Origin of the sequence: Paraburkholderia sp. SIMBA_030, assembly GCF_046535245.1 — a bacterium.
Classification (GTDB): Bacteria; Pseudomonadota; Gammaproteobacteria; order Burkholderiales; family Burkholderiaceae; genus Paraburkholderia.
In genome coordinates this window covers 85,969-110,650 of the sequence record NZ_JAWRXB010000011.1, presented here as the reverse complement: position 1 = coordinate 110,650, position 24,682 = coordinate 85,969, and the positions used below count along the sequence as shown (strand labels likewise).

Annotated in this window: 23 protein-coding genes; 8 read left to right on the top strand and 15 right to left on the bottom strand. The window is 63.4% G+C overall.

Annotation, left to right across the window (positions count from 1 at the left end):
• Positions 1–289 precede the first annotated feature (289 nt).
• The gene (locus tag SB772_RS20075; protein ID WP_410834957.1) at positions 290–1,495 is read left to right on the top strand and encodes an NAD(P)/FAD-dependent oxidoreductase; all 1,206 of its coding nucleotides are present in this window, start codon (positions 290–292) and stop codon (positions 1,493–1,495) included.
• A gap of 109 nt (positions 1,496–1,604) precedes the next feature.
• On the opposite strand, the gene SB772_RS20070 is transcribed toward SB772_RS20075, so the two are convergent.
• The 5 genes from SB772_RS20070 to SB772_RS20050 form a co-directional block, all read right to left on the bottom strand.
• Positions 1,605–1,853, bottom strand: coding sequence for a hypothetical protein (locus SB772_RS20070; RefSeq protein ID WP_410834956.1), 249 nt, complete (start codon positions 1,851–1,853; stop codon positions 1,605–1,607).
• A gap of 40 nt (positions 1,854–1,893) precedes the next feature.
• Positions 1,894–2,826, bottom strand: a complete 933-nt coding sequence (locus tag SB772_RS20065) for an electron transfer flavoprotein subunit alpha/FixB family protein (RefSeq protein WP_410834955.1) — start codon at positions 2,824–2,826, stop codon at positions 1,894–1,896.
• A 26-nt stretch (positions 2,827–2,852) separates the two neighbouring features.
• Positions 2,853–3,602 (bottom strand): electron transfer flavoprotein subunit beta/FixA family protein, encoded by a 750-nt coding sequence (locus SB772_RS20060; protein ID WP_410834954.1) that lies wholly within the window; start codon positions 3,600–3,602, stop codon positions 2,853–2,855.
• Positions 3,603–3,757: 155 nt separating this feature from the next.
• Positions 3,758–4,219 (bottom strand): MarR family winged helix-turn-helix transcriptional regulator, encoded by a 462-nt coding sequence (locus SB772_RS20055; RefSeq protein ID WP_410834953.1) that lies wholly within the window; start codon positions 4,217–4,219, stop codon positions 3,758–3,760.
• 84 nt (positions 4,220–4,303) lie between these two features.
• Positions 4,304–5,320, bottom strand: a complete 1,017-nt coding sequence (locus SB772_RS20050; RefSeq protein ID WP_410834952.1) for an NADP-dependent oxidoreductase — start codon at positions 5,318–5,320, stop codon at positions 4,304–4,306.
• Positions 5,321–5,584: 264 nt separating this feature from the next.
• Here SB772_RS20050 and SB772_RS20045 point away from each other — a divergent pair, with 264 nt between their 5' ends.
• The 6 genes from SB772_RS20045 (at position 5,585) to SB772_RS20020 (ending at position 11,357) form a co-directional block, all read left to right on the top strand.
• Positions 5,585–6,037 (top strand): MaoC family dehydratase, encoded by a 453-nt coding sequence (locus SB772_RS20045; RefSeq protein ID WP_410834951.1) that lies wholly within the window; start codon positions 5,585–5,587, stop codon positions 6,035–6,037.
• Positions 6,034–6,903 (top strand): HpcH/HpaI aldolase/citrate lyase family protein, encoded by an 870-nt coding sequence (locus SB772_RS20040; RefSeq protein ID WP_410834950.1) that lies wholly within the window; start codon positions 6,034–6,036, stop codon positions 6,901–6,903. Before SB772_RS20045 ends, SB772_RS20040 begins: the two co-directional genes overlap by 4 nt.
• 18 nt (positions 6,904–6,921) lie before the next feature.
• Positions 6,922–8,088, top strand: a complete 1,167-nt coding sequence (locus tag SB772_RS20035) for an acyl-CoA dehydrogenase family protein (protein ID WP_410834949.1) — start codon at positions 6,922–6,924, stop codon at positions 8,086–8,088.
• 15 nt (positions 8,089–8,103) lie between these two features.
• On the top strand, positions 8,104–9,273 hold the full coding sequence (locus SB772_RS20030) for an acyl-CoA dehydrogenase family protein (RefSeq protein WP_410834948.1): 1,170 nt from the start codon (positions 8,104–8,106) through the stop codon (positions 9,271–9,273).
• Positions 9,274–9,330: 57 nt separating this feature from the next.
• A complete protein-coding gene (locus tag SB772_RS20025) occupies positions 9,331–10,245 on the top strand; it encodes an SDR family oxidoreductase (RefSeq protein WP_410834947.1) in 915 nt (304 codons plus the stop codon).
• A 179-nt stretch (positions 10,246–10,424) separates the two neighbouring features.
• A complete protein-coding gene (locus tag SB772_RS20020) occupies positions 10,425–11,357 on the top strand; it encodes a 3-keto-5-aminohexanoate cleavage protein (protein ID WP_410834946.1) in 933 nt (310 codons plus the stop codon).
• 120 nt (positions 11,358–11,477) lie between these two features.
• On the opposite strand, the gene SB772_RS20015 is transcribed toward SB772_RS20020, so the two are convergent.
• The 10 genes from SB772_RS20015 to SB772_RS19970 all read right to left on the bottom strand — a co-directional run bounded on the left by SB772_RS20015 (position 11,478) and on the right by SB772_RS19970 (position 23,445).
• A complete protein-coding gene (locus SB772_RS20015; protein ID WP_410834945.1) occupies positions 11,478–12,719 on the bottom strand; it encodes an acetyl-CoA hydrolase/transferase family protein in 1,242 nt (413 codons plus the stop codon).
• The gene (locus tag SB772_RS20010) at positions 12,716–13,135 is read right to left on the bottom strand and encodes a MaoC/PaaZ C-terminal domain-containing protein (RefSeq protein ID WP_410834944.1); all 420 of its coding nucleotides are present in this window, start codon (positions 13,133–13,135) and stop codon (positions 12,716–12,718) included. Before SB772_RS20010 ends, SB772_RS20015 begins: the two co-directional genes overlap by 4 nt.
• Positions 13,132–13,596 carry a MaoC family dehydratase N-terminal domain-containing protein gene (locus tag SB772_RS20005; protein ID WP_410834943.1) on the bottom strand — a complete coding sequence of 155 codons (465 nt, stop codon included), beginning with the start codon at positions 13,594–13,596 and terminating at the stop codon, positions 13,132–13,134. Before SB772_RS20005 ends, SB772_RS20010 begins: the two co-directional genes overlap by 4 nt.
• A complete protein-coding gene (locus tag SB772_RS20000) occupies positions 13,593–15,140 on the bottom strand; it encodes an enoyl-CoA hydratase/isomerase family protein (RefSeq protein ID WP_410834942.1) in 1,548 nt (515 codons plus the stop codon). Before SB772_RS20000 ends, SB772_RS20005 begins: the two co-directional genes overlap by 4 nt.
• 19 nt (positions 15,141–15,159) lie before the next feature.
• Positions 15,160–15,957, bottom strand: a complete 798-nt coding sequence (locus SB772_RS19995) for an enoyl-CoA hydratase-related protein (protein WP_410834941.1) — start codon at positions 15,955–15,957, stop codon at positions 15,160–15,162.
• A 12-nt stretch (positions 15,958–15,969) separates the two neighbouring features.
• Positions 15,970–16,740, bottom strand: a complete 771-nt coding sequence (locus SB772_RS19990; RefSeq protein WP_410835118.1) for a glucose 1-dehydrogenase — start codon at positions 16,738–16,740, stop codon at positions 15,970–15,972.
• A gap of 73 nt (positions 16,741–16,813) precedes the next feature.
• Positions 16,814–18,019, bottom strand: a complete 1,206-nt coding sequence (locus SB772_RS19985; RefSeq protein WP_410834940.1) for an acetyl-CoA acetyltransferase — start codon at positions 18,017–18,019, stop codon at positions 16,814–16,816.
• On the bottom strand, positions 18,012–19,304 hold the full coding sequence (locus SB772_RS19980; protein WP_410834939.1) for a 3-oxoacyl-[acyl-carrier-protein] synthase III C-terminal domain-containing protein: 1,293 nt from the start codon (positions 19,302–19,304) through the stop codon (positions 18,012–18,014). Before SB772_RS19980 ends, SB772_RS19985 begins: the two co-directional genes overlap by 8 nt.
• 297 nt (positions 19,305–19,601) lie before the next feature.
• Positions 19,602–20,516: an SDR family NAD(P)-dependent oxidoreductase gene (locus SB772_RS19975; RefSeq protein ID WP_410834938.1), complete on the bottom strand. Its 915-nt coding sequence runs from the start codon at positions 20,514–20,516 to the stop codon at positions 19,602–19,604.
• Positions 20,517–20,691: 175 nt separating this feature from the next.
• Positions 20,692–23,445: a LuxR C-terminal-related transcriptional regulator gene (locus SB772_RS19970; protein ID WP_410834937.1), complete on the bottom strand. Its 2,754-nt coding sequence runs from the start codon at positions 23,443–23,445 to the stop codon at positions 20,692–20,694.
• 444 nt (positions 23,446–23,889) lie between these two features.
• On the opposite strand from SB772_RS19970, the gene SB772_RS19965 reads away from it, so the two are divergent.
• Complete coding sequence (locus SB772_RS19965; protein ID WP_410834936.1) at positions 23,890–24,645, top strand: SDR family NAD(P)-dependent oxidoreductase; 756 nt, start codon at positions 23,890–23,892, stop codon at positions 24,643–24,645.
• The last annotated feature ends 37 nt before the right edge of the window (positions 24,646–24,682 follow it).

The window sequence follows — 24,682 nt, the reverse complement described above, 5'->3', positions numbered from 1 at the left end:
CACTTTGGCATAGGTCTGCCCGCCTCGCAGAGGGAGTCGCCCATTAAATCGGAGCCGGCCGGAGTTCCAGTCAAGGCTATTGCGGGCCTGGAGGCGGCGCGCGGTCCGCCGTCGCGAAACGGAACGGGAGTAACATGAGTTCCGGCGAGTGAGGCTTCGTGGAAGCGATAGATCGCGCCGGGCCGCGCTTGCTGACAAGTGAACCGCAAGCAGGGAGAAGACCGTGCCGGCGAACTCAGAGACGACATCACCTCCAATTGTCAGAGTCATTGGCAAGGCTGGTTCGCCAATGGCGTACACAATTCGGGATTTTCTTCATCGCAGCGACGTGCCTTTCGAATGGGTTCAGCTTACCACTGACGAAGAAGCGCGCTCGCGGGCAGGTGTGGACCATCTCTATGATCCGCGTCTGCCAGTTTGTGTATTTCCGGATGGTAGCCGAATCGAGGCACCAACCGTACGCCAGATTACGGAGAGGCTCGGCTGGTTCCTCGCTCCGTCGCGTGCCGAGTACGATCTTGCTATTTACGGTGCGGGTCTGGCAGGTTTGAGCGCCGCGGTCTATGCGTCATCTGATGGGCTCAAAACGGTTCTGATTGAGCGATCTGCCATCGGCGGGCAAGCCGGCAGCAGCTCCAAGATTGAGAACTACCTTGGATTTCCCTCAGGAATCAGCGGTGCGGAACTGGCTGAGCGAGCGAGGGAACAGGCGTGCCGCTTTGGAACCGAGATTCTGGTGGCGCGCGAAGGCGTCCGCGGCGAACTCCAGCCGGGGAAGCGCGTCGGCCATCTTGCTGACGGCACGAAGATCGTCTCCCGCGCTGTCATCTGCGCGACCGGCGTCGAATACGCGCACCTCGATTTGCCGAAAGAGGAGGCGTATATCGGAGCCGGTTTGTACTATGGCGCGGGCGCGAGCGAAGCTTCGCTCACTCGGACCAAGCACGTCTATGTCGTCGGTGGCGGCAACTCGACAGGGCAGGCGGTGATGCATTTTGCTCCCTTTGCCTCGCGGGTCAGCATCGTCGTCCGTGGTGATTCGTTGGAATCCTCACTTTCGCAATACCTGGTCGATCGCATTTGTGCCTCCACAAATGTGGAGGTGCTTACGCGAACCGAAGTGACGGGGCTGGAAGGGGATTCCCAGCTTCAAGCGATAACGCTCAAGGATCGCAACACTGGGCAGCAACGCAGGGTTGCCACACACTGGCTGTTCGTCTGTATCGGCGGTGTGCCACACACTGAATGGGCTCCAGAGTTGGGGGTCATGCGGGACGAGCGTGGTTATTTGATGACAGGTCCGGACCTTCTTCGCGACGGGCGGCAGCCGCCCAACTGGCCTCTCGATCGTGACCCGTATTACCTGGAAACCAACGTTCCCGGCCTCTTTGCGGTGGGTGACGTTCGTCACGGTGCGGTGAAACGCTGTGCCTCGGCAGTTGGCGAGGGTGCAATGGCGGTAGCGTTCGTGCACCGGTACCTGGCGGAAGGCTGAGACCGGCTTTTAAGCAGCCCCACAGACGCTCCAAGGTCGCCGTTTCGGGGTGATAGGGCGAGCCGACGGCGGACGAGTTCGCTGCCATTCGTCCGGGCAGATAACCCAATTACATGGCGCCCGCGCAAGTACGCAGAGTCAAGCGCCCGGTCCCAGGCGGGAACACGCGCCACGTACCGTCATCGTGCTGGAAGAAAAATAGTGCAATCGTGCCTTGCGGCCGCAGCGCTTCGACGCGGACATAACGCCTCCAATTAGAGTGCGTGCGACTGAATCGGGTTACCCGAATCGGCGTCGCCGGAGTGGGTGCCAGCCATTTTTCAACCAGCGTGCTCAAGGACTTTTCTGCGATGCTCATCTGCTTCTCCTTCAAACGGAATGCTAGCCAAGGCGCGTGGTCAGAGAGTCTTGACCAGTTCCGGCACGGCGCTGAACAGGTCCGCCTCGAGACCATAGTCGGCCACGCTGAAAATAGGTGCCTCAGGATCTTTGTTGATCGCGACGATCACCTTGGAGTCCTTCATGCCGGCCAAATGCTGTATCGCCCCAGAAATGCCTGCGGCAATGTAGAGCTGAGGTGCGACGATCTTGCCCGTCTGTCCCACCTGCGAATCGTTCGGCGCGTAGCCTGCATCCACAGCGGCGCGGCTCGCGCCCAGGCCCGCCCCCAGCTTGTCGGCAAGGGGCGTCATGACTTCGGCGAACTTCTCGGCACTCCCCAAGGCTCTTCCGCCACTGACGACGATCTTTGCGACCGTCAGTTCGGGTCGGTCGCTCCTCGTGAGTTCGCGGCTCACAAAGCTGCTTTTGCCGCTATCGGCCACCGCGTGCACCTGCTCGACACGGGCATTGCCACCAGTCGCCGCCGCAGCGTCAAACGCAGTGGTGCGCACGGTGACGACCTTGGTCGCGTCGACGCTTTGCACGGTCGCAATCGCGTTGCCGGCATAGATTGGGCGCTCGAAAGTGTCCGGGCTGTTGACCCCGGTGATGTCGCTTATCTGGGCAACATCGAGCTTCGCCGCCACGCGTGGGGCGATATTCTTACCGTTGGCCGTGGCGGGGAAGAAGATGTGTCCGTAATCGCCAGCGATGGCGAGCACCTGCGCAGCGACATTCTCGGCGAGGTTCTCGCTCAGGCTGGCGCCATCGGCCACGATGACTTTGGCCACGCCGGCGATCGCGGCGGCGGCCTGCGCGGCTCCAGAGGCTTTGCAACCGGCGACCAGCACGTGGATCTCGTCGCCGACACGGGCGGCGGCAGTCACGGTGTTGAGGGTGGCGGGCCTGATGCTTGCGTTGTCGTGTTCGGCGATGACAAGTACGGTCATGTTTCGTTGCTCCTCTGTCCAGTCTCTCAGATCACTTTGGCTTCATTCTTGAGCTTGTCGACCAACGTAGCCACGTCGGGCACCTTGATGCCGCCCCCGCGCCTGGGCGGCTCACTGACCTTGAGGGTCTTCAGGCGCGACTTGACGTCCACGCCCAGGTCCTCGGGCCTGAACGTATCGAGCGGCTTCTTCTTGGCCTTCATGATGTTGGGCAGCGTGACATAGCGCGGCTCGTTGAGGCGCAGGTCGGTGGTGATGACCGCCGGCAAGGACAGCGAGATGGTTTCCAGGCCGCCGTCGATTTCACGGGTGACCTTAACTTTGTCCCCCTCGATTTCCACCTTGGAGGCGAAGGTCGCCTGCGGCAGATCGGCCAGCGAGGCGAGCATCTGCCCGGTCTGGTTGGCGTCGTCGTCGATAGCCTGCTTGCCGAGGATAACGAGCTGGGGCTGTTCCTTGTCGACGATGGACTTGAGGAGCTTGGCCACAGCGAGGGGCTGGAGTTCCTCTGCGGTTTCGATGAGGATGGCACGATCGGCACCGATGGCCAGCGCCGTGCGCAGGGTTTCCTGGGCTTGGGCAACGCCGGCGGAAATAGCGATGATCTCGGTGGCTACGCCTTTCTCCTTGAGTCGCACCGCCTCCTCGACCGCGATCTCATCGAATGGGTTCATGCTCATCTTTACGTTGGCAATGTCCACGCCGCTTGCGTCGCTTTTCACACGAACCTTGACGTTATAGTCAATGACCCGCTTGACGGGCACCAGAACCTTCATGGACTCAACTCCTGGGATGTTGGGGAGGGCGACGCGAACATGTGCACGGCATGCGCTATGTAGTGTTGTATTGTACAATACACTAGCGCACTAAATATAGTCAAGCGCGAGCGAGCTTGACGCTCAACCTCGTCCGATGCGTCAGCCACGCCCGATCAGGAATCCAATGACAGATAGGCCAGCAGGTTATGTTTCATGGTATCGAGCGTGCTGGCCGCGGTTTCGAGCTGCGTATCGGGCAGTCCGGCGAGGATCTGCTGGTTGAGCTGATGGCTGAGCTTGCGCATCTTCGTAATGAGTTGCTTGCTCGTGGGCTCAAGAAAGATGCGGTTGATCCGGCGGTCGCCGGCGTCAGCTTCGCGGCGCACGAGGCCGGTTTTCTCCAGCCGGTCGATCAGCCCGCCAATCGCCACCTTGCCGAGGTCCAGCTCTTCGGCAAGTTGCGATTGCGTCATGCCGTCCTGGCGCGATAGATAGGCCAGTACCCACCATTGGGAGCGGGTGACGTTCATCGGCTTGAGGCAGCGGTCGAATGCGCTGCGCCGCAGGCGCGAGACGTCGTGTATGAGGAAGCCGAGCCGTAGCTCCCAGTCGGTACTTTTTGCGTCGTTGCTCATCTGTTTTCCGGATTGGGTGATCTTTTACTTTGCGGATGTGAACATTTTACAGACACACAGTACCCAGGTGTGCGATCGGTTGTGTCATTCGCGGGTGAGCCGGATCAGGCGCTTGCCGAGGTTGTCGCCGCGGTAGAGGCCGGCGATCGCCCCCGGCGCTTGATCGATGCCGTCGAGCACGTCCTCAAGGTAGCGCAACTGTCCCGAGCGCAACCAGCCCGCCAGGTCGTGGAGCGCGACGTCCTCGTGTTCGGGATGGTCGAAGATGACGAAGCCTTCGATGCGGGCGCGCTTGACGAGCAGATGCCGCTCGATGCGCGGGCCCTGCGGCGGCGGATCCCAGCTCGCGACCGACGCCGTTCCGCAGATGACGACGCGCGCGCCAATGTTCAGATGTTCGTGGACAGCGTCGCTGATAGGGCCGGCGGTGTTGTCGAAGTAGACGTCCACGCCACCCTTGCAGGCAGCGGCGAGCTGCTGCGCGAAGTCCGGCGCCTTGTAGTCGACGGCTGCGTCGAAGCCGAATGATTGGGTGCACAGCTGCGTCTTCTGTGGGCCGCCCGCGATGCCGACCGCGCGGCAGCCCTTGAGTTTCGCAATCTGCCCGACGCAGGAGCCTACGGCGCCGGCCGCGGTGGAGACGACGACCGTCTCGCCAGGCCGGGGCTGGCCTATCTCAAGCAGGCCATAGTGCGCGGTGACTCCGTTGATGCCGAGCACGCCCAGCGCGGTCGAAGGCGGAAGGTCGGTTTCGGTGACCTTGCTCCGGATTGCCTCGGCTTCCACCACCGCATAGTCCTGCCAGCCGAAGAGCCCGGTAACGAGATCGCCCACGCGATAGTCCGGATGACATGAGGCCTCGACACGCGCGACGGCGAACGAGCGCATCACACCGCCGACAGGCACGGGCTCGGCATAATTCTTTACTGCGCTCACCCAACCGCGCATGGCTGGCTCGACCGACAGATAAAGGTTGCGCACCAGCACCTGGCTGCCGGACGGCGTAGGTACGCCGCTCTCGACGATCTGGAAATGCCGGCTCTCCGGGATGCCCTCCGGGCGTGACTTCAAGAGCACCTGGCGGTTGACTGTAGCGGTCATGTACGTCTCCTTCTCAAGGTTCTCACCGACACCCAACATCGGCGGATTTTGTGGATTCAAAAGTGAAGCGCAACGCCCCCTGGTTTCCACGAACGCTGCGCGAAGCATGCGAGCATGCATCCGCTCAATCGGGTTTTCCCGCATCCGTGTGCCTGAATGGACCGCAAGTGTTGCGCTTCACTTTTGAATTTTCTCTTGGTATAGTACGCATGTGTATGGTGTATATGTGCACGTTATATTAACACATCTTGTGGAGATATTCCGATGGCAGGCCTGTGGTTCGAGCAGTTCCGTGTCGATCAGGTGTTCGAGCACGAAATCCGGCGCACGGTGACGGAGGCCGACAACGTGTGGTTCTGCGGCGCCACCTACAACCCAGCCGCTGTCCATATCGACGCCGAGTACTGCAAGACTACCGAGTTCGGGCGGCCACTCATGAACAGCATCTTCACGCTCGGCCTGGTGATTGGCCTGTCCGTGCAGGAAACGACGCTGGGTACCACGGTGGCTAATCTTGGCATGACGGACGTGCGTTTTGCGTCGCCGGTGTTCGCGGGGGACACGATCCGCGCGGTGACGACGGTGGCCGAGTTGCGCGAGAGCCGCTCGCGGCCGAACGCGGGCATCGTGACTTTCGTGCACCGCGGGCTGAACCAGAGCGGCCAGGAGGTGGTGACCTGCCGCCGCCAGGCGCTGATGCTCAAGAGGCCCGTATGAAATTGCGTTCGATGCTTTTTGTGCCGGCCGACAGCGAGCGCAAGCTCGACAAAGCCCTGGGTAGCCGCGCCGACGCCTTGATTCTCGATCTGGAGGACGCAGTCGCACCAGCCCGGAAACCGGCGGCACGCGAGGCCGCCGCGGCATTCGTGGCCGCACAGGCGAAGGCGCTTCCGGCCAGCCTTTTTGTGCGCATCAACCCGCTCGACTCAGGCCTTGCCCTCGATGACCTCGCGGCCGTGGTCGTACCGGGACTCGCCGGCATCATGCTGCCCAAGACCACGAGCGCCGAGGATGTGCGCCGGCTTGGGCTTTACCTCGATGCGCTGGAGTCTCGCGCTGGCATGGCTCTGGGAACGGTACGCGTCGTGCCGGTGGCCACCGAGACCGCGCAGGCGATGCTGACGATGGCGTCCTTCGTGCCAGGCATTCCTCGCCTCGCGGGGCTGACCTGGGGAGCGGAGGACCTGTCGGCCGCGCTCGGCGCAATCTCGAACCGTGAGGCCGACGGCAGCCTTTCGCCGCTCTACGTATTCGCCAATTCGATGTGTCTGTGCGCGGCGGCCGCGGCCGGGGTCGACGCCATCGATACGTTGCACGCCGACTTCCGCGATGGCGACGGCCTCGCGGCCGCCTGCGCCGTCGCGAGGCGCCGTGGGTTTCGCGGAAAGATCGCAATCCACCCCGACCAGGTGGACATTATCAACGAGGCGTTCACGCCCTCGGAGGCGGAAATTGCGGCTGCACGCCGCATTGTCGGCGCCTTTGCCGCCCAGCCGCAGGCGGGCACGCTGAGCATCGACGGCGTGATGGTCGACCTGCCGCATCTCAAGCAGGCCCGGCGCACGCTGGGCGTTGACAACTAACGACGGAGACAGGAAACAATGGACTTCACAATCCCCGAGGACCATCGCGCAATCCGAGAAGGCGTGGGCGCCATCGTGCGCTCCTTCGGCGACGACTACTGGCTGGCGCGCGACGAGGACGGCGAGTTTCCACGCGAATTCCATCAGGCCATGGCGCGCGCCGGCTGGCTCGGCATTACGATGCCGCCCGAGTATGGTGGCGCGGGGCTTGGCGTGTCCGAGGCGGTGGTGATGCTGCACGAGGTGGCGAGCCACGGCGGCGGCATGGCGGCGGCCTCTACCGTTCATATCAACCTGTTCGGGCCGCACCCGATCGTGGTCTTCGGTACGCCGGAACAGCGCCAGCGCTGGTTGCCGGGGCTGGTGGAAGGGCGCGACCAGTGCTGCTTCGGTTTCACGGAGCCCGATGCGGGGCTCAACACCACCGCGATCAAGACCTTCGCAGAGAAGGTGCCAGGCGGCTACATCGTGCATGGCCAGAAAGTCTGGACTTCCACGGCGCAGGTGGCCAACAAGATCATGCTGTTGACGCGCACGACCAAGCTCGAGGACTGCGCCAAGCCGACCGACGGAATCACGATCTTCTATACCGAGCTCGACCGCAGCAAGATCGAGGTTCGCCGCATCGCGAAGATGGGCCGCAAGGCGGTGGACTCGAATGCGATCTTCATCGACGGCCTGTTTATCCCCGAGTCCGATCGCGTCGGTGAGGAGGGCAAGGGCTTCGGCTACATCCTGCACAGCCTGAACCCGGAGCGTCTGCTGGTCGCGGCCGAGGCGATCGCCATCGGCCAGGACGCGCTGCGCCGGGCGACCAGGTATGCCCGCGAGCGCATCGTCTTCGACCGGCCTATCGGGCAGAACCAAGGCATCCAGCATCCGCTGGCGGAGCGCTGGATGGCGCTGGAAGCAGCCTGGAATATGGTGCTCAAGGGCGCTTGGCTCTACGACCAGCACCAGCCCTGCGGCGCGGAAGCCAACAGTGCGAAGTTCCTTGGTGCGCGGGCCGGCTATGACTCGGCACTCCAGGCGGTGCTGACGCACGGCGGCTTCGGTTACGCAAAGGAATACCACGTCGAACGCCTGCTGCGCGAAGTCACGGTGACGCGCATCGCACCCATCACCGAACAGCTCATCCTCTCCTTTATCGCCGAGAAGGTGCTGGATCTTCCCAAGTCATACTGAAAACGGAGTGCCGTCGTGATCAAGAGAGAATTATTTCAACCGGAACACGAGACCTTCCGAGATACGGTGCGCCGCTTCATCGACAAGGAGATCGCACCGCATCACGCCCAATGGGAAAAGGATGGGATCGTACCGCGTGAACTGTGGCGGAGGGCGGGGGCGGCCGGCTTGCTGTGCTGCACCATCCCGGAGGAGTATGGCGGACTAGGCGCGGACTACCTGTTCGACGTGGTGGTATTCGAAGAAATGGGGGCCGCTGGTTACACCGGCCCGGGCTTTCTGATCCACTGTGACCTGGTCGCCACGTACATCAAGTCCTTCGGCAGCGAGGCGCAGAAAAAGTGCTGGCTGCCGAAGATGGTGGCGGGCGAGGCCATCGGCTCATTAGGCATGACCGAGCCGCATGCCGGGTCCGATCTGAAGGCTATCCGGACCAGGGCGGTACGCGACGGAGACGACTATGTGATCAACGGCCAGAAGGTCTTCATCTCCAACGGACAACTGTGCGACGTGCTGGTGCTGGCGACCAGGACCGACTCGGCCGCAGGCGCGAAGGGCATCACCCTGTTCCTGGTCGATACCAGCCTGCCGGGTTTTCGCCGCGGCAAGAACCTGGACAAGCTCGGCATGAAGGCGCAGGACACCTCGGAGCTTTTCTTCGACGATCTGCGCGTGCCGGCGTCAGCCATGCTGGGCGAGGAGGGAAAAGGCTTCGAGCTGATGATGACCAAGCTCGCGCAGGAACGGCTTGCGCAGGCGATCCGGTCGGCCGCAGTCGCCGAGCGTGTGATCGAATACACCATCCAGTACACCGGCGAACGCAAGGCTTTCGGCAAAACGATCGGCGAGTTCCAGAACACGCAGTTCAAGCTGGCGGAGCTGGCCACCGATACGGCGGTAGGTCGCCAGTTCACGGACAAATGCATCCAGCTGTTCATGGAAGGCCGGCTCGATGCCATCGACGCGGCGATGGCCAAGATGTACCTGAGCAATCTGCACTGCCGCGTGGTGGACGAGTGCCTGCAACTGTTCGGCGGGTGGGGCTACATGTGGGAATATCCAATCGCGCGGGCCTATGCCGACGCCCGCATCGTCAAGATCGCCGGAGGCTCCATCGAGATCATGAAGCACATCATCGGCCGGCAGTTATTCGCGGATTTCCGGCCGCGAACAGAGGCGCGCTAGCGAGCGGTTGGAGGCAACGCGGTTTCGAGACCGCTTTAAAAAAGACAGGAGACACATATGGAAGACTCGATGAGCGATCCGTTCCGTCCGGACGTGCTGCGCGGCAAGCGCATTCTGGTGACCGGGGGTGGCACCGGTCTTGGCAAGGAGCTCTCACGTGCCTTCGTGGCGCGCGGCGCCGCCGTGCACATCTGCGGCCGCCGTCCGGCCGTACTCGAGCAGACCGTGGGCGAACTTGGCGCGCAGGCGCAGCATGGCGGCTCGATCGAGGCGCATGTCTGTGACGTGCGCGAGGCCGAGCAGATCGAGTCGATGGTGGAGACCATATGGCGAACCGGTCCGCTCACCGGCCTGGTCAATAACGCCGCAGCGAACTTCATCGCACCGTCGACCGAGATCAGCCCGCGCGGCTTCGCCGCCGTCCGCTCGACCGTGATGGATGGGGCGCTCTTTTCCACCCTGGCCTGCGGTCGGCGCTGGATCGAGCAGGGACTACCGGGCTCCGTGGTCAGCATGCTCGTCACCTGGGTTTGGACTGGTTCGGCTTATGTATTGCCCTCGGCGATGGCGAAGACGGCCGTGCATGCGATGACGATGTCGCTCGCGGTGGAATGGGGCCGTCATGGCATCCGCGTGAACGCGGTCGCGCCGGGTCCCTTTCCAACCGACAGCGCTTGGGAGAAGTTGTCTCCGATTCCCAAAGCCAACGTCGGCGCGGTCTCGTCCGAGCAGGTTCCCATGCGCCGTTTCGGCAGGATGGAGGAACTCTCGAACCTGCTGACCTTGCTGCAGTCCGACGGGTGCGACTATCTCACGGGGCAGAACATTGCGATCGACGGCGGACACCACCTTGCGGCGCCCAGCACTTTCGCCGACCTGTCCCAGCTAACGGCGTCCGATTGGGCCGAGGCGAAGGCCGTCGTGCGTTCGCGCGCAGAGGCCGAGAAGGCGGAACGGGCAGCGGGGAAGTGAGGGCACCATGAAGAGCACCTCCGGCTATGAGATCCTCCCCCTCTGCCTGCTGCGCGATCTGCTCTGTCGACGAGACTGAAATCGACTGCCTGGCAAGTGTGGGCGCTGCGTCCGGTTGATGGGCCAAGCGCCAGGCGGTCACGTTTTTTCACTCTTTGGAAAACACAAAGGAGACAAGCGTGTTCCAGCAAAAGAAAGTCATCATCAGTTGTGCGGTCACGGGCGCAATCCACACACCGTCGATGTCACCGTATCTGCCGGCGACACCGGAGGAGATCGCCGAATCGTCGATTGCCGCTGCCCAGGCCGGTGCCGCGATCATTCACCTGCATGCGCGCGATCCGGTGACGGGTAAGCCCGACCAGCGGCCGGAGGCGTTTACGCCTTTCCTCGGCCGCATCAAAAGCGCGTGCGATGCGGTGATCAACCTCACGACAGGCGGCTCCCCCTACATGCCGGTGCAGGAGCGCATTCGCCCGGCCGTCGAACTGCGGCCGGAGGTCGCCTCGATGAACATGGGGTCGATGAATTTCGGCCTGTTCCCGATGCTGCAGCGCTTCAAAGAATTCCGGCACGATTGGGAGCGGCCTTACCTCGAGGGCAGCAAGGATCTGATCTTCCGTAACACCTACGGAGACATCGAGACCGCGCTGCAGGCATTGTCATCGAGCGGCACGCGCTATGAATTCGAGTGCTATGACACCTCGCATCTCTACAACCTCGCCCATTTCATCGAGAGCGGCTTGGTGAAGCCGCCGTTTTTCGTCCAAACGGTGTTCGGTATCCTGGGCGGCATTGGCGCCCATCCGGACGACGTGATGCACATGAAGCGCACGGCCGACCGGCTTTTCGGCAATGACTATCGATGGTCGGTGCTGGGCGCTGGTCGCAACCAGATGAAAGTGGCTGCGATGGCCGCTGCCATGGGTGGCAACGTGCGCGTCGGCCTTGAAGACAGTCTCTGGATCGGAGTGGGGCGGCTCGCCGAGTCCAACGCGGCGCAGGTGCTCAAGGTTAGGGAGATCCTCGAGGGGCTCGGCCTGGAAATCGCAACGCCCGATGAGGCGCGCGAGATTCTGTCGCTTAAAGGTGCCGATCAGGTCGGCTTTTGAGGTTCAGGAGCGGCGAGCGGAGGCGGTCCCGGCAAGTGCCGAGGCGCATCGGATCGACGCTTTCCGATGGCTCAAGCAGGGCGGGATGCGATGGAGCGGGGCGAAGTTGGCCCCCGCCGTTCAAAGGCGGCGACGGATGGTGCCCCATGCTTCCTGGAGTGCCGCGCGATGTTCCGGCGCTGCAATGGCAATGAGGGCATGGGCGCGGGCGTCGAGCGACAGGTCACGCACCTGGGCCGCACCGTATTCTGTGACAACTACGTCGGCCATATGCCGGGGCAACGTGCAAAGGCTCTCTGCATCCAGCGCAGGTACGATGCGCGAAACCGAGCCGCGCTTTGCCGTGGCTGCCATGCAAATCAGGAGGCGGCCATCGGTTGAGTTCAGCGCGCCTTGCGCGAAGGCCGGCAAGCCGCCGGCGCCGGCCTGCAGTACGCCCGCGCCGCGCTCGGCGTTCACCTGGCCGAACAGGTCGATTTCCATGGCCGAGTTAATGGCGACAAAGCGTGCCTTCGCGGCCATTGCCTGCACGTTGTGCGTCTCGCGCACGTCTGCGAAACGTAGACGCGGGTGGCGGCCGGCCCAGTCGTAAAAGTCCGCATCGCCGAGCGCGACGCCGGTCGTGATGGTGGCGTCGGGTTCCAGCGCGCCAGCGTCCTCGAGCGTGCGCGCTGCCTGCGAGACCATGCCGGTGTGCAGCCTGAGACGGCGGTGTGAGGTCAGCGCGCGGGCCAGCGCCAGCGGTACGGAGCCGATACCGAACTGAAGCGTGTCGCCGTCGCGTACGAACTCGGCCGCCAACCGACCGATGCGTGACGTGGTCTCGCCGCCGCCGTCGGCTTCGGAGAACTCGGTCAGCGGCGCGTCGAACTGGATCGCCGCGTCGAGCTCGGAAAGGTGCACGCGAAAGCCGCTGGCCGTGTGTGGCATCGCACGGTTGAATTGCGCCACGCGCCGCGCCGCGCGCGGCCATGCAATGGGCAGGAAATCGCCGCAAATGCCCGCGCTGCACCAGCCATCTGGGTCGGGCAGGCTGAAGTGGCCGATGGCGAGGTCGAATGGCGTGCACTGCTGCAGGTAGCGGGCAATGCCGGGATAATCCAGACTCAGCAAGTCGGCGCGCTGTTCCCGAATGCCATTTCGTATCGACGGTGACATGAAAAACGCCGTCTGCCGCGCCTGCGGATGGACGCTCAAGTAGTCGGCGTGACCAATGCCCGGAAACTGGACGCCGATGAAGTCGACGTCGCGCGCACGTTCAGGGTCATCCGTCAGTTCACGCAGCAGCAGTGGAGATTCGCCACTGAGTCCCGGCACGAAAACGCGCATCTGCGGCCGCAGTGCATCGACGAGCCGCTTCACTTCGCCTCTCCTTCCTCAGACATCCGCAGCGAAATCTGCGCGCTCCCAGAAATCAGGAGTTCGCCCGCGTCGTTGTGTGCGCTGAGCGCGTAGTGGGCGATGAGGTCTTCCGTCCGCTCGAGCGTGCCCGTCAAGACGATGCGCGCGCCGCGCTGTGCGACGCTCACGAAACGCGTCTCCAGCGAGCGCAACGCCTGCGCGCCGAAGTGGGTCGTGAGGAGCCGGGCCGCAAAAGCCATGGTCAACATGCCGTGCACAACAGGCCGCTCGAAGCCGGCAGCATGCGCGATTTCGTCGTCGAGGTGTAGCGGATTGTGGTCGGACGACGATGCCGCATAGCGGGCGAGGTCGAGTGCGGTGACCGGACCGCATTCGAGCCGGATGGACGCAGGTGGCGGGTTCAACACGACGTTCATGCTGCTGATGCCTCGGCTGCGATGTTATTGCGGGCCACGATGGTTTGCCGGCTGGTGCCGATGGTGACGCCATCCCGCAGGTACTGCGTGTCGATCACGATGAAGCTCAGTGCTCCGTCGCGCTTGTCGTAGCTGTCGGTGATCCGTCGGCTGACCTCGATGCGTTCGCCGACATGCAGTGGTGCGAGGTAATCGAAGCGCTGCGCCGCGTGCAGTACCGAGCGCAGTGGCACACCGAGCTGCTCCATGAGCTGCGCGCTGTTGAAGTGATCGGTTTCGATCGCCTTGAGGAAGGTGGGCGGGACCGGACAAGCCGCATATCCCGCATCGGCCGCAGCGCTGGCGTCCCAGTACACCGGGTCGGTTTCGCCGATGGCCTGGCAGAAGAGCTGGACCCGCCACGCGTCGATCGTGACCGACGTGGGCGCGGTGGTGAAGCCGATGTGGGCGCTGTCGATCATGATGGGTAGCTTGGTCCAAGCCGATGCTCGAGTGCACGCCAGGTCTCGGCCTCCGGGCCCTGCAGCCGGGCGGTCAGCCGACTGCGCTCCTGCCACAGGAGGGTGAACGGGCCGCCACTGAAGGCGGGGGCAATACCGGCTGCGCATGCCGCGACGTCGAACAGTTCGGTGTCGTCGACCATGCCGTCGGCCGCGAGATCGAACGCGCTCAGTGCGAGCGCGTCAAGCGGGTTGTCGCCCGTCGCTGCGGCAAGCCGCAGCAGAGCGCTCCGGGCGGCTCGGGTCCGGTAGGGCAGGGCGCCGAGACCGTTGGCGAGCGCGGCAAGCGCCTGTGCCACAGCGTCGTCCGTCGCCACGATTTCCATGACGCGTCCATAGGGGCCAGCGGGCGAGAGCACGGCTGTTGTGACGTCGAAGAATTCCCCTCCGCCTGCATCGTCGAGCGTGCGCAAGGCGACGAAATAGGTGCGGCCCTGGTTGTCCACGACCTGCGCGGTGTCGGCAGACAATGCAGCATCGCTGGCGTGTGCCAGCTTTGACTTCTCGATCGCCTCCCGCCATGCGCGACGCGTAGTGGACAGCGGGCCGAGCGTGACGCGTTCGATGCGCAAATCGCGTGGCGCCGCCAGTTCCCTGTCGGCGCGCTGACGATTGAGGAACAGCGTTCGCACCATGTTGCCTGCGACCGGGTCGAACATCAGCCGCAGAAATTGCCGCATCTCGATGTCGGTCGCTTCCGCCAGGTCCTTGCGTGCGCCGAGCAACACGCTGTCGATGATCGCGCTGTAGGCAGGATAACGTTCGAAATCAGGATCGGAAACGCCGTGTGCGCGCGCAATGCGGCGTGCCTGCTCGTCCGAGTGAACCGGGACATCGGTTTGGGCGTGATGGAGGTACTTGGCGGCCTGGTCGGGCGAGCGGCCCTGCAGTTCGTGCGCCACGGCGCGTGCCTCGGCGAGCAGTTCGGGCGCTGGCAAGGCCCGTGAGAAGATCCCCAGTTCCGCAGCGTGCCTCGGTGTGATGGCGCGACCTGTCAACAGCAGCGACATGCCCTGCTCAAAGCCGGCAAGCCGGGGCAGCCGCTGGGTGCCGCCCGCGCCCGGCAGCAAGCCCCAACGCACTTCGGGCAGGCCAATGAGGGCTCGCGCGTCGTCGACGACAAGCCGTTCCCTGCAGGCCATCGCCAGTTCGAGGCCACCGCCGAGCGCGGTGCCGTTGACCGCAGCCACCCAGGGCTTGGTCGAGTCCTCGACCCGCAGGAACAGGCGCCCCAGCCGGCCGCAGCGCTTGAACATCACCTCCGCGGTATCGCCGGGTCCAGGTTCGGTGAAACCGCGAACCATCGCCAGATCGGCGCCGGCCAGGAAAGACGACTTGCCTGAGGTCAGCACGACGCTGCGCACATCGGGCGTGGCTTCCACGTCGTCGAGCAGGGCTTCGAGTGCATCCATCAAAGCGACGGAGAACACGTTCATCGATCGCCCGGGCATGTCGACGGTGGCCAGCAGCACGCCATCGTCGCCCAACTCGCTGCGAATCAACATTGGCAACTCCCTCGGTTCGTCAGCCGGCATACTTCTTGAAGTCCGGTTTGCGTTTCTCGTTGAACGCCCGTACGCCTTCCTTCGACTCCTCGGTCTGATAGTAGTGCTTGACGGTCTGGATGCCGAGAAACCCGATGCCGCGGATATTTTCCGAGTCGGCGTTGAAGGAGCGTTTGGCGATGGTCAGGGCCGTGGGGCTCATCTCGTTGATCTCCTTGCACCACTGGTCGACCTCCGCATCGAGTTGCTCGTGCGGGACGACCTTGTTGACCAGCCCCATGTCGAACGCTTCCTGCGCCTTGTAGCGGCGGCACAGAAACCAGATTTCGCGAGCCTTTTTTTCGCCGACGATGCGCGAGAGGTAGGCGGTGCCCCAGCCCGGATCGACCGAGCCGACCTTCGGTCCGACCTGGCCGAACGTGGCCTTCTCCGAGGCGATGGTCAGGTCGCACAAGGTCGCGAACACGTTGCCGCCGCCGATGGCGAAGCCCTGCACCTTGGCGATCGTCACCTTGCGCACATCGCGCAGCGCGGTCTGGAACTCTTCGATGGGCATGCCTACCGTGCCCCGCGGACCATAGAGACCATCTTCGCTGAGATGCTCCTTCTGGTCACCGCCGGTGCAGAACGCCTTGTCGCCGGCGCCGGCGAATACGATCACATTGGCCGACTTTTCCTCACCGGCACGCTGGAAAGCGTCGATCAGTTCTTCCAGCGTCTGCAGGCGGAACGCGTTGTAGACTTCGGGCCGGTTGATCGTGATGCGAACCACGCCGTCGCGAACTTCGTAGAGGACATCCTTGTAACTGGTGCTCATGATCAGTTCTCCTTATCCGTGCATGGTGAGACCGCCCGAGACGCTGATCGTCTGGCCGGTGATGAAGCGGGCGTCCTCACTCGCGAGAAACGCGACGAGACCGGGGTAATCGTCTGGCAGGCCAATGCGGCCGAGCGGCACGCCCCGCACCATGGCGTCGCGGATTTTCTGGCCCTGCTCGCCGCTGCCGACGAAGGCTTCCATGGCGGGCGTTTCGGTCGGACCGGGACACACGTTGTTGACGGTGATCTGGTTGCGTGCGAGCTCACGCGCGAGAGCCTTTGCGAACGCGATGGTCGCGCCCTTGCAACCGGAGTAGACGACCTCGCCGCTCGAGCCGACCCTGCCTGCGTCGGATGCAATGTTGATGATGCGTCCGGCCTTGCGGGCCGCCATGCCCTGGGCCACCGCATGGGTCACGTGGAGTGGGCCGAACCAGTTGATCGCGACGACCTTCTTCCAGAAGGCCTCGTCGGTCTTCAGGAAAGGCATCGGCGTGTCCCAGCCGGCGTTATTCACGAGGATGTCAGTACCCGCGCCAGCCGCTTCCTCGAAGGCCTTCACGGCCTCCACCACGATCGTGTATTGGGTGATATCGGCGATTGCCGCGATCGCTTTGCCGCCGGCTTCCTGTATCGCGGCGACTGTCTCGTTCGCCCCCTTCTCGCTGATGTCGAAGACGCCGACGGTGATCCCTTCGGCCGCAAGCCGCAGGGCGATTGCGCGGCCGATGCCGCTTCCCGCGCCTGTCACGATGGCGGTTTTTCCCTTGAGTCCTCTCATGTGCTGCGTCTCCTGAAAAGAGTGGATATGTTTCGCTGCTCGCGCCCGACGGCGGATCGGCATGGACCTGCGCTCAGGCCCTGTGACGTCCGATGATCGCCACGGCACTGACATTCTGATGCGGATGACCGCCCAGGTTTTGCGTCAATCCGAGGTCGATGCGCCTGATCTGACGCTCGCCCGCCCGTCCGTGGATTTGCTGGTAGATTTCGTAGACCATGCGCAGTCCCGATGCGCCGATCGGATGGCCGAAACATTTGAGCCCACCGTCAGGTTGCACGGGAAGCAGGCCGTTGCGGTCGAACACCCCATCCAGCACATCGTAGATCGCGCGGCCAGGTGCGCTGAACCCCAGGTCCTCCATCAGCACCGCCTCGGTAACGGAGAAGCAGTCGTGCACCTCCGCCATATGGACCTGCTCGCGCGGAGCCGTGATGCCGGCACTGCGATAGGCGCGCGCGCTGGCGGTGCGCGCCGTTGCGATGTGAGCGCCGTCCCAACTGCTGAATGCGGCCTCCTCGCCATTGCTGACTGAGACTTCGAGCGCCTTGACGCTGACAATTTCCGCACCCGGTTTGAGCGAGCGCGCGATCTCGGGTGTAGTCACAATCGCGCAGGCCGCGCCGTCGCTCACGCCGGAACAGTCGTAGAGGCCAAGCGGTTCGGCGATCATCGGTGCCTTGAACACATCCTCTTCGCTGATGGGATTGCGCAGGTGGGCCTTTGGGTTCAGAGCACCGTTAGCATGGCTCTTGATCGAGATGTGCGCCATGGCGCGCTTGAGATCGATCTTGTCCACGCCATGCTTGGCGGCATAAGCCGCCGCCAGTTGCGCAAAAGCGCCCGGCGCTGTGGCGTTTGGCAGCCACAGGTCATTGTTGACGCCGCGCGTTCGCACCGGCAGGCCGCCGTAGCCCGTGTCCTTGAGCTTCTCGACGCCCAGCGCGAGCACGATGTCGTAGGCGCCGGCGGCCACCGCATACGCGGCGCCGCGTAAGGCTTCCGTGCCGGTGGCGCAGGCGTTCTCTACCCGCGTGGCGGCTATCCTGGGCAGCCGCAGCGCCTGCGCGAGCGGTCCTGCGGTCTTGCCGACGTTGTTTTCTTCAAGACAGACGCCGAGCCAGGCGGCTTCGATCTGGCCGATTTCGATGCACGCGTCGGTCATCGCCTCGTTAAAAGCTTCAAGCATCAGATCTTCAGGGCCGCTGTCCCAGCGTTCGCCAAAACGCGTGCAACCCATCCCCAGAATGGCGACTTTGTCGCGGATACCTTCAGCCACAGGATGCTCCTTGTTCTACCGTCCGCACAGGTGTGGCTTTCCAGAAGTAGCGGCGGAAGCCACGTTTCGCATCGTATTCCTTGACGCGGAACACCATGCGCAGAGGCACGCCAACGCTCAACTCGCCGGCGTCGGTGTCAGCGAATTCCATCAGCACGCGTCCGCCACCGTCGAAGTCGATGTGGCCGAACTGGAAGGGAGGCGCGGGCGTGTAAGCGAGCCAGTCGCTCGTGTGCGACAGCACCCGTGCGCCGGTGTCGACGAGGCTTTGGGGCGTTTGGGTATCTTGCGCACGGCAGATCGGGTTGACGCACAGGCGCGAACGGGGAAATTGCGTGGTACCGCAGGCTGAGCATCTCCCGGCCTCGAAGTGGGATACGCGGGCGCCTTCGCGCCAGGCAGCGGTCAGTGCCGTCCGGTTGTCCATCTCGGCGCGCATGCCCCATTCGAGCGCGATCTGGCCGGTGAATGACAGGTACTTCATGTAGCTTGTCTCCGGCCGACCCGCGGACGGCACAGTGCCAGGACAGGGCGCTTCGGTGCGGCGCAGCAGCAATGCGTCGCAGCCGCTGCCGAACGCGACCAGCAGCACCAGTTCGCCGGGCGCGGCACGACGAAGTGCCACGTCAAGCAGGGCAAGCGGCTGTGCCGTACCGAGATCACCTGTCTGTTCCGAGCCGGCTCCGACGAGTGCTTCTGCGCGGATGCCCAGCTTCTTCGCCATTACCTCGTTGATGCGGTTGATCGGCGCCGGCATCGCGAATTGAGCGATGCCGGCGGCATCTACGCCGGCACTGGTCAGACATTGACGTACCGTCGACAGGGCCACTTTCATATAGCCTTCGTCGCGTACCCAGCGCTCCTCCCAGCCGTAGTCGTAGGTCTGGCCGGCGGCGCGGAAACGGTCAACGAAGTCGGCATGCACGCTGTGGCTCGCCACCAGCGTGGCGATCGGAAGGCCGCTGCCCACTACCGCTCCGGCTGCGCCATCGCCGTATATCATCTCCTGTGGACTGCCAGGCTTGGCGAGGCGGCGATCCGAGGCCACCAGCATGTGTGCCGCACCGCCACGCTGGCGCAGCAGGGCGACCAACTCGGTTGCGGCGGCGCGGGGGCTGGAACTCAGGTCCCGCACCAACAGGGCATCGGGCAAACCTAGCGCAGATGCAACGATGCCGGCATTCGATCTTTCGACGAAGGGCAGGGTGGTCGACGCCAGCGTCAATCCGCCCAGTTCGACGGACGGCGCGGCCCGGACCAGTTCCCGTGCCGCCTCGACCGCCATCGTTACGCTGTCTTCATCCCATGAGGCCATGGCGCGCCTACCGCGCGCCAGCGATTTGAGCCCGGGTGCCATCCACTGGTGCTGGGCGAAAATTGCGGCTCGATCAAGCCTCAGGCGAGGCAGATAGCGGCTGGTAGCGAGGAGGCCGTATCCGTGGTTGGTTGGGTCCTTCATCCTTTTCCTGTGCTCAATCGCGCCATGATGTGATGATGAATACAGTACACTAGTGAACTAAATGAGGCAAGCAAAAATCCGGGTACCCGGAATGAACGATGCCCAACGTGCGCCCTGAATGGTTCAAACCGGATCCCACGTGAATACATCCCCGGACCGGTCCAGCGCGTAGAAAGCCGGACGCAGCATCGGCAAGGCGGTATCGATCACGCTTTCAGGCGTCCAGCCCTCTCCGCGGTGCGCATTGCGGATCGGCCGCGGCTGGCTGAACAGGTGGATTTCGTTGTTGCGTACGCCGAAAACCTGCCCCGTGACATCAGACGCTGCATCGGCGCACAAGGCGACGACAAAGGGGGCCACCCGTTCCGGCAATAATTTTTTCAGAGAATCGACACGTCGCTTCTGTTCGGCCGTTTCGTTGGGAATGGAGTCGACCATGCGCGTCCAGGCAAATGGTGCGACCGCATTCGAACGGACACCAAACTTCTGCATGTCGATGGCGATAGATTTCGAGAGCGCGGCGATCCCGAGCTTGGCCGCACTGTAGTTGGCCTGGCCGACGTTGCCGATCAGGCCCGAGGTCGAGGTCATGTGCACGAAGCTGCCGCCGCCCTGTTCCTTGAAGTACGGGGCAGCAGCACGGCTCACGTTGAAGCAGCCTTTAAGGTGAACGGACACCACATCGTCGAATTCCTGCTCGGTCATGCGATGAAAAATCGCGTCCCGCAGGATGCCGGCATTGTTGACCACGATGTCTATCCGGCCGAAGGCATCGACGGCCGCACGGACCATGGCTTGCGCTGCCGCCCAATCGGCGACCGAGCCACCGTCGGCGACGGCTCGGCCGCCGAGCGCTTCGATGGCGGCGATCACGTCCAGCGCCGGGCGTTCCGACTCCGGGCTGCCGTCGAGTCCCGCGCCAAGATCATTGACCACCACGCTGGCACCCGCGGCAGCCAGCGCCAGTGCGATGCCCCGGCCGACGCCACGGCCTCCGCCGGTGACCAATGCGACTTTTCCTTCCAGCAACTTGCTCATTCGCGCTCCTGATGTCGATAACTCATGCTTTCCACTTGTCCTGCACCCGCCGGTCATTCGCCGGGGAAGCCCGTGCCGTCGTGCCCTGAATCAGTCGTTCAACTACGTCACGTAGCATATAGTGCACTAGTGTACTATAAAATCAAAGAGTCGTCGTCAAATATTTTGCGGTGGATCAGGGCTGGACTAACAGGCCGTAGGCACGAGCCTTGGCCAGCGCAGCCGATCGGCTGCGCACGCCTATCTTGGTGTACAGGTTATTCAGGTGCCACTTCACGGTGGGCACTGTCAGGGACAACCGGTCAGCTAGTTGCTGATTGCTGAGGCCTTCATTGATGAGATGCAGCAACTGCGTTTCGCGTACCGTCAGCGCCGGCAACGCGCTCTTCTGCCCGGTCCCGACCGGTATCGCGGCCGCGTCGACGGGGACGGCCATGTCCGGCAGCTCGGCCAGTGCCCGAAGCCGCTCGAGAAACCTGACTTCATTCGGATGAACGAACCCGAAATCGCGCGACCCGGCGCTGTCCAGGACTTTGCCTAGCGCGTTACCGCACACCATGAACGGATAAACCAGTTGCCCCGGGCAGGCCAGCGAGATCGCCATCGACAGGACCCGCAGGGCCTTCGTCGAATCGCCTAGCCTGACGTGCGCGTCCATGGCGGCCAGCAGGAGCTCGACGCGATCGTGCTGGCGCCCTTGAGCCTGTGCAACCTTCATAGCCACGTTGATCTCATTCAAGGCTTGCTCGCACATGCCTCTCCCGATCAACAGTTCAATACCGGCCAGCAGCCAATCGCCGCGTGCACGCATGGGCGTATCGATGGTGTGGCGTGATCGCGGGGTTAGCAGATTGCATCGTTCCGCCAGGTTCACCGCCTCCTGGGTATTTCCCAACCGCAATTGCCGGCGTACGCGCTGAGCCGACAGCAGCCTCAGCACTCTGGGCGGATAGCTGCGGGCGATTCGATCAAGCTCCGACTCCGACAACGCATCCTCGGGCTGGTCAGGCAACACGGCGACACACGCGCCAAGGCCCGATTCGGCGGACATGACCACGCCGTGGTGATGCGCACGGGCCAGCCCACGACGGGCTGGCAGGAGGGCCTCCGAAAGTCGCCCCGAGTCCACCAGGGCACGCGCGTGCACGAAGTCGATCGCCGCGACGACGCCAGCATCCTCCCCGATTTGGGCAGCCACATTCGCACGCGCTTCGATCAACAGTCGGTCTGCCACGTCGGGCCGCGCGCGAGCCAGTTCGACCATCGCCCGCAGGATCTCCACCCAGGCTTGAGCAAAGGCGCTTTGCGAACGCAATATGGCGCCCTCGGCACGATCCAGGTGCTGCTGCGCATCAGCCAGATCCCCGCAGTCGATCTCTGCCATGGCTGCGATCGCCGTAACCGTGCCCGTGTGCAACGGGTCGTTCGGATGGTCGCTGGCAAGCCAGGCCAGCGCTTCGGCATGGGCAACGTCCAGCGTGTCCAGGTATACGCCCAACACCATCCGGAGGAACGGGAGATCGGCACTCACCTGGCCGGCCTCCGTGTCAGGCACCGTGCCCTGCTGCAAACGACGGTCGAACACGTCCAATGCAAGCCGCGCACGTTCGTACTGCATCGTGTGGCACAAGGCCCATACATACCAGCCCTGGGCTTCTGCCGGTACGCGGCCACCGGCGAGGAGCAAGCGGTCAACCCACTGGACGAAGAGCGTCATCTGCCCACGGTCCCCGGCCACCTGCCGTGCGACCCGACCGATCAGGTCCTGCGCCAGTTCGACGTCGGGTGCATCGAGTGCGCTCCCGATGGCAGCGACGTAATCGCCACGGGTGGCATGCCATTTCGCCACCCGCTGCAATACCTCCCTGCGGCGATCCTTGTCGAGGCGCTCCTGTCCCTCGTTCAGCAGATATTCCCGCAACAGCGTATGAAAGCGGAACCAGCGGCGATTGCGATCCACTGGGAATATCAGCATGTTGCGAAGCACCAGGTCGTCCAGCCATGCATGGGCCTGAACAGATCCGGTCATGTACTGCGCCAACTCCGCGCTGAATTCCCGCACCAGCGCTATCTCCATGAGAAACCGGACACGCGCGGGCTCGATTCCGGCCAACACGCGGTTCGTGAGGACGCGCGCAATATCCGTCTGATCGCCACCGAAGTGCTCCAGCACCGTTGCAGGAATGACGCCTTGAACAGGGCCTGCATCGACGCCGCGCTCGGCAGACATCAGCACTTGCAGCAGACGCACGGCTGCGGGCCAACCCTCAGTTTGCGTCTGGATGTGGTCGAGCATAGTCGCGTCGAGCGAAGAAAAGCCCGCCAGTTGGAGCAATCGTCGGGTCGCGATGCAATCGAAGCAGAGATGCTCCGCGCGCAGTTCAAGCGCGCCCAGTTCCAGTTTGACCCGCACGATGTCGATCGGCAGTGCGCGGTTGCTGGAGAGGATCAGACGCAACTCGGGGCCGCTGTCGAACACCAGGCGCTCCAGCAGCGCAGAAAGCCGCAAGTCCTCGCACAAGCCCAGGTTATCGATGAAGACTACAGTCCTTCCCGGCAGCCGGCGGAGTTGCCCGATGACCCGATCCATCATTTCGCCGGGATCGGCGAACGGCAGCACCTCAACTTCGGTCTCGTCGGCGGGGGCATCTGCGCATTGCGCCAGTGCATCACGCAGTAAAGCTAGCAACGAAAGCAGGTCGCGGTCGCGGTCGTCGAGCGACAGCCACAGGCAGTGTTCGCCGCGCGACCGCAAGTGCTCATGGACCCGGCTGAGCAGCACCGTCTTGCCGTATCCAGGCGGCGCGCACACGGCCGTCAACTTGGGCAGAGCGTCCGCCTGCAACTGCGACAAGGCGCGCGTCAGCACACACTCGAAGCCGAAATCTGGAGGTGCCAGACGTCCCCTGGACCACTCATCCCGCTTCATGCGACCCGCAGAATGTCCAGCGAGAATTGTCCCAAAGTGCTGATCCGCCCCGTCATTCGACGGTTCTGACACCCGTGGGTCGTCATGTCCACTTACGGTGACTCGAGGCACCGGCGGCGAGATCGCTTTCATTCATACGCCCGAACTAAGTTCACTTGTGCATTGTAAATGACATATACCATATTCATGTTTATGGTAGACATGGTCTCGCCTCTTCTGGCAGTTTCCCCGATTGTGAGCCTGCTCGGGTGTCTTGATGCCTCGGGTTTGTCCTAGTCGGACCCCAATCTTTCGGATGGGGTTATCAATCCTCCTCGCCATTCTAATTACAACAGGTCACCAATGAGGAATCCGTGCGCCGATTCATCGGCATCGGGGACTCGCACCAGTCCACCGCCGTCGCTGCATCGCAGCATGACGGGGCGATAAACCAAGGAGACAACCATGAGACTCAAAGACAAGGTCGCGGTCATCACCGGCGCGTCGACAGGCATTGGTCGCGCGATTGCCGAGCGCTACGCCCGGGAGGGGGCCAGCGTTGTCGTGGCCGACGTCCGGGGAGCCGCCGAGGCTGCCGCCGAGATCGGCCAAAATGCCTTGGGCATCACGACGGACGTTTCCGACCTTCAGAGCACCCACGCGATGGCCGTGGCGGCGATCAATCGATTCGGGCGAGTGGATATTCTGGTCAATAACGCCGGCATTTTCACCGGGCTCAACTACACGCCCATGGAAGCACTCGCCGTTGCTGACTGGCAAAAAATCCTGGCAGTCAACGTCATGGGGCCGTGGCTGTGTGCAAGTGCGGTGTCGCCGAATATGCGTGCGAACGGCGGCGGCAAGATCATCAACATCGCTTCTGTGATTGCGCATGTCGGCATCCCGTTCATGCTGCACTACGTGGCGAGCAAAGGCGCGTTGGCCGCGATGACGCGAGCGATGGCGCGCGAGTTCGCCGCCGCGAAGGCTGGCATCACGGTCAACGCGATTTCCCCCGGTTATATCCACTCGCCCAACGCGGTGGCCAACGCAGCGCAGCACGAACAGTTCGAGGCGGTGGCGTCCCAGATGCGAACCATCGAGCGCGCGCAGACGCCGCAGGACATTGCCGGCGCCGCCTTGTGGCTCGCAGGCGATGAGTCATCGACCGTCAACGGCCAGAACATCGTAGTCGACGGCGGCATCTTCATGAGCCTTTAGAGGGCGTCGGCCAGCTGCAGCGGGCCGACAACTTCAT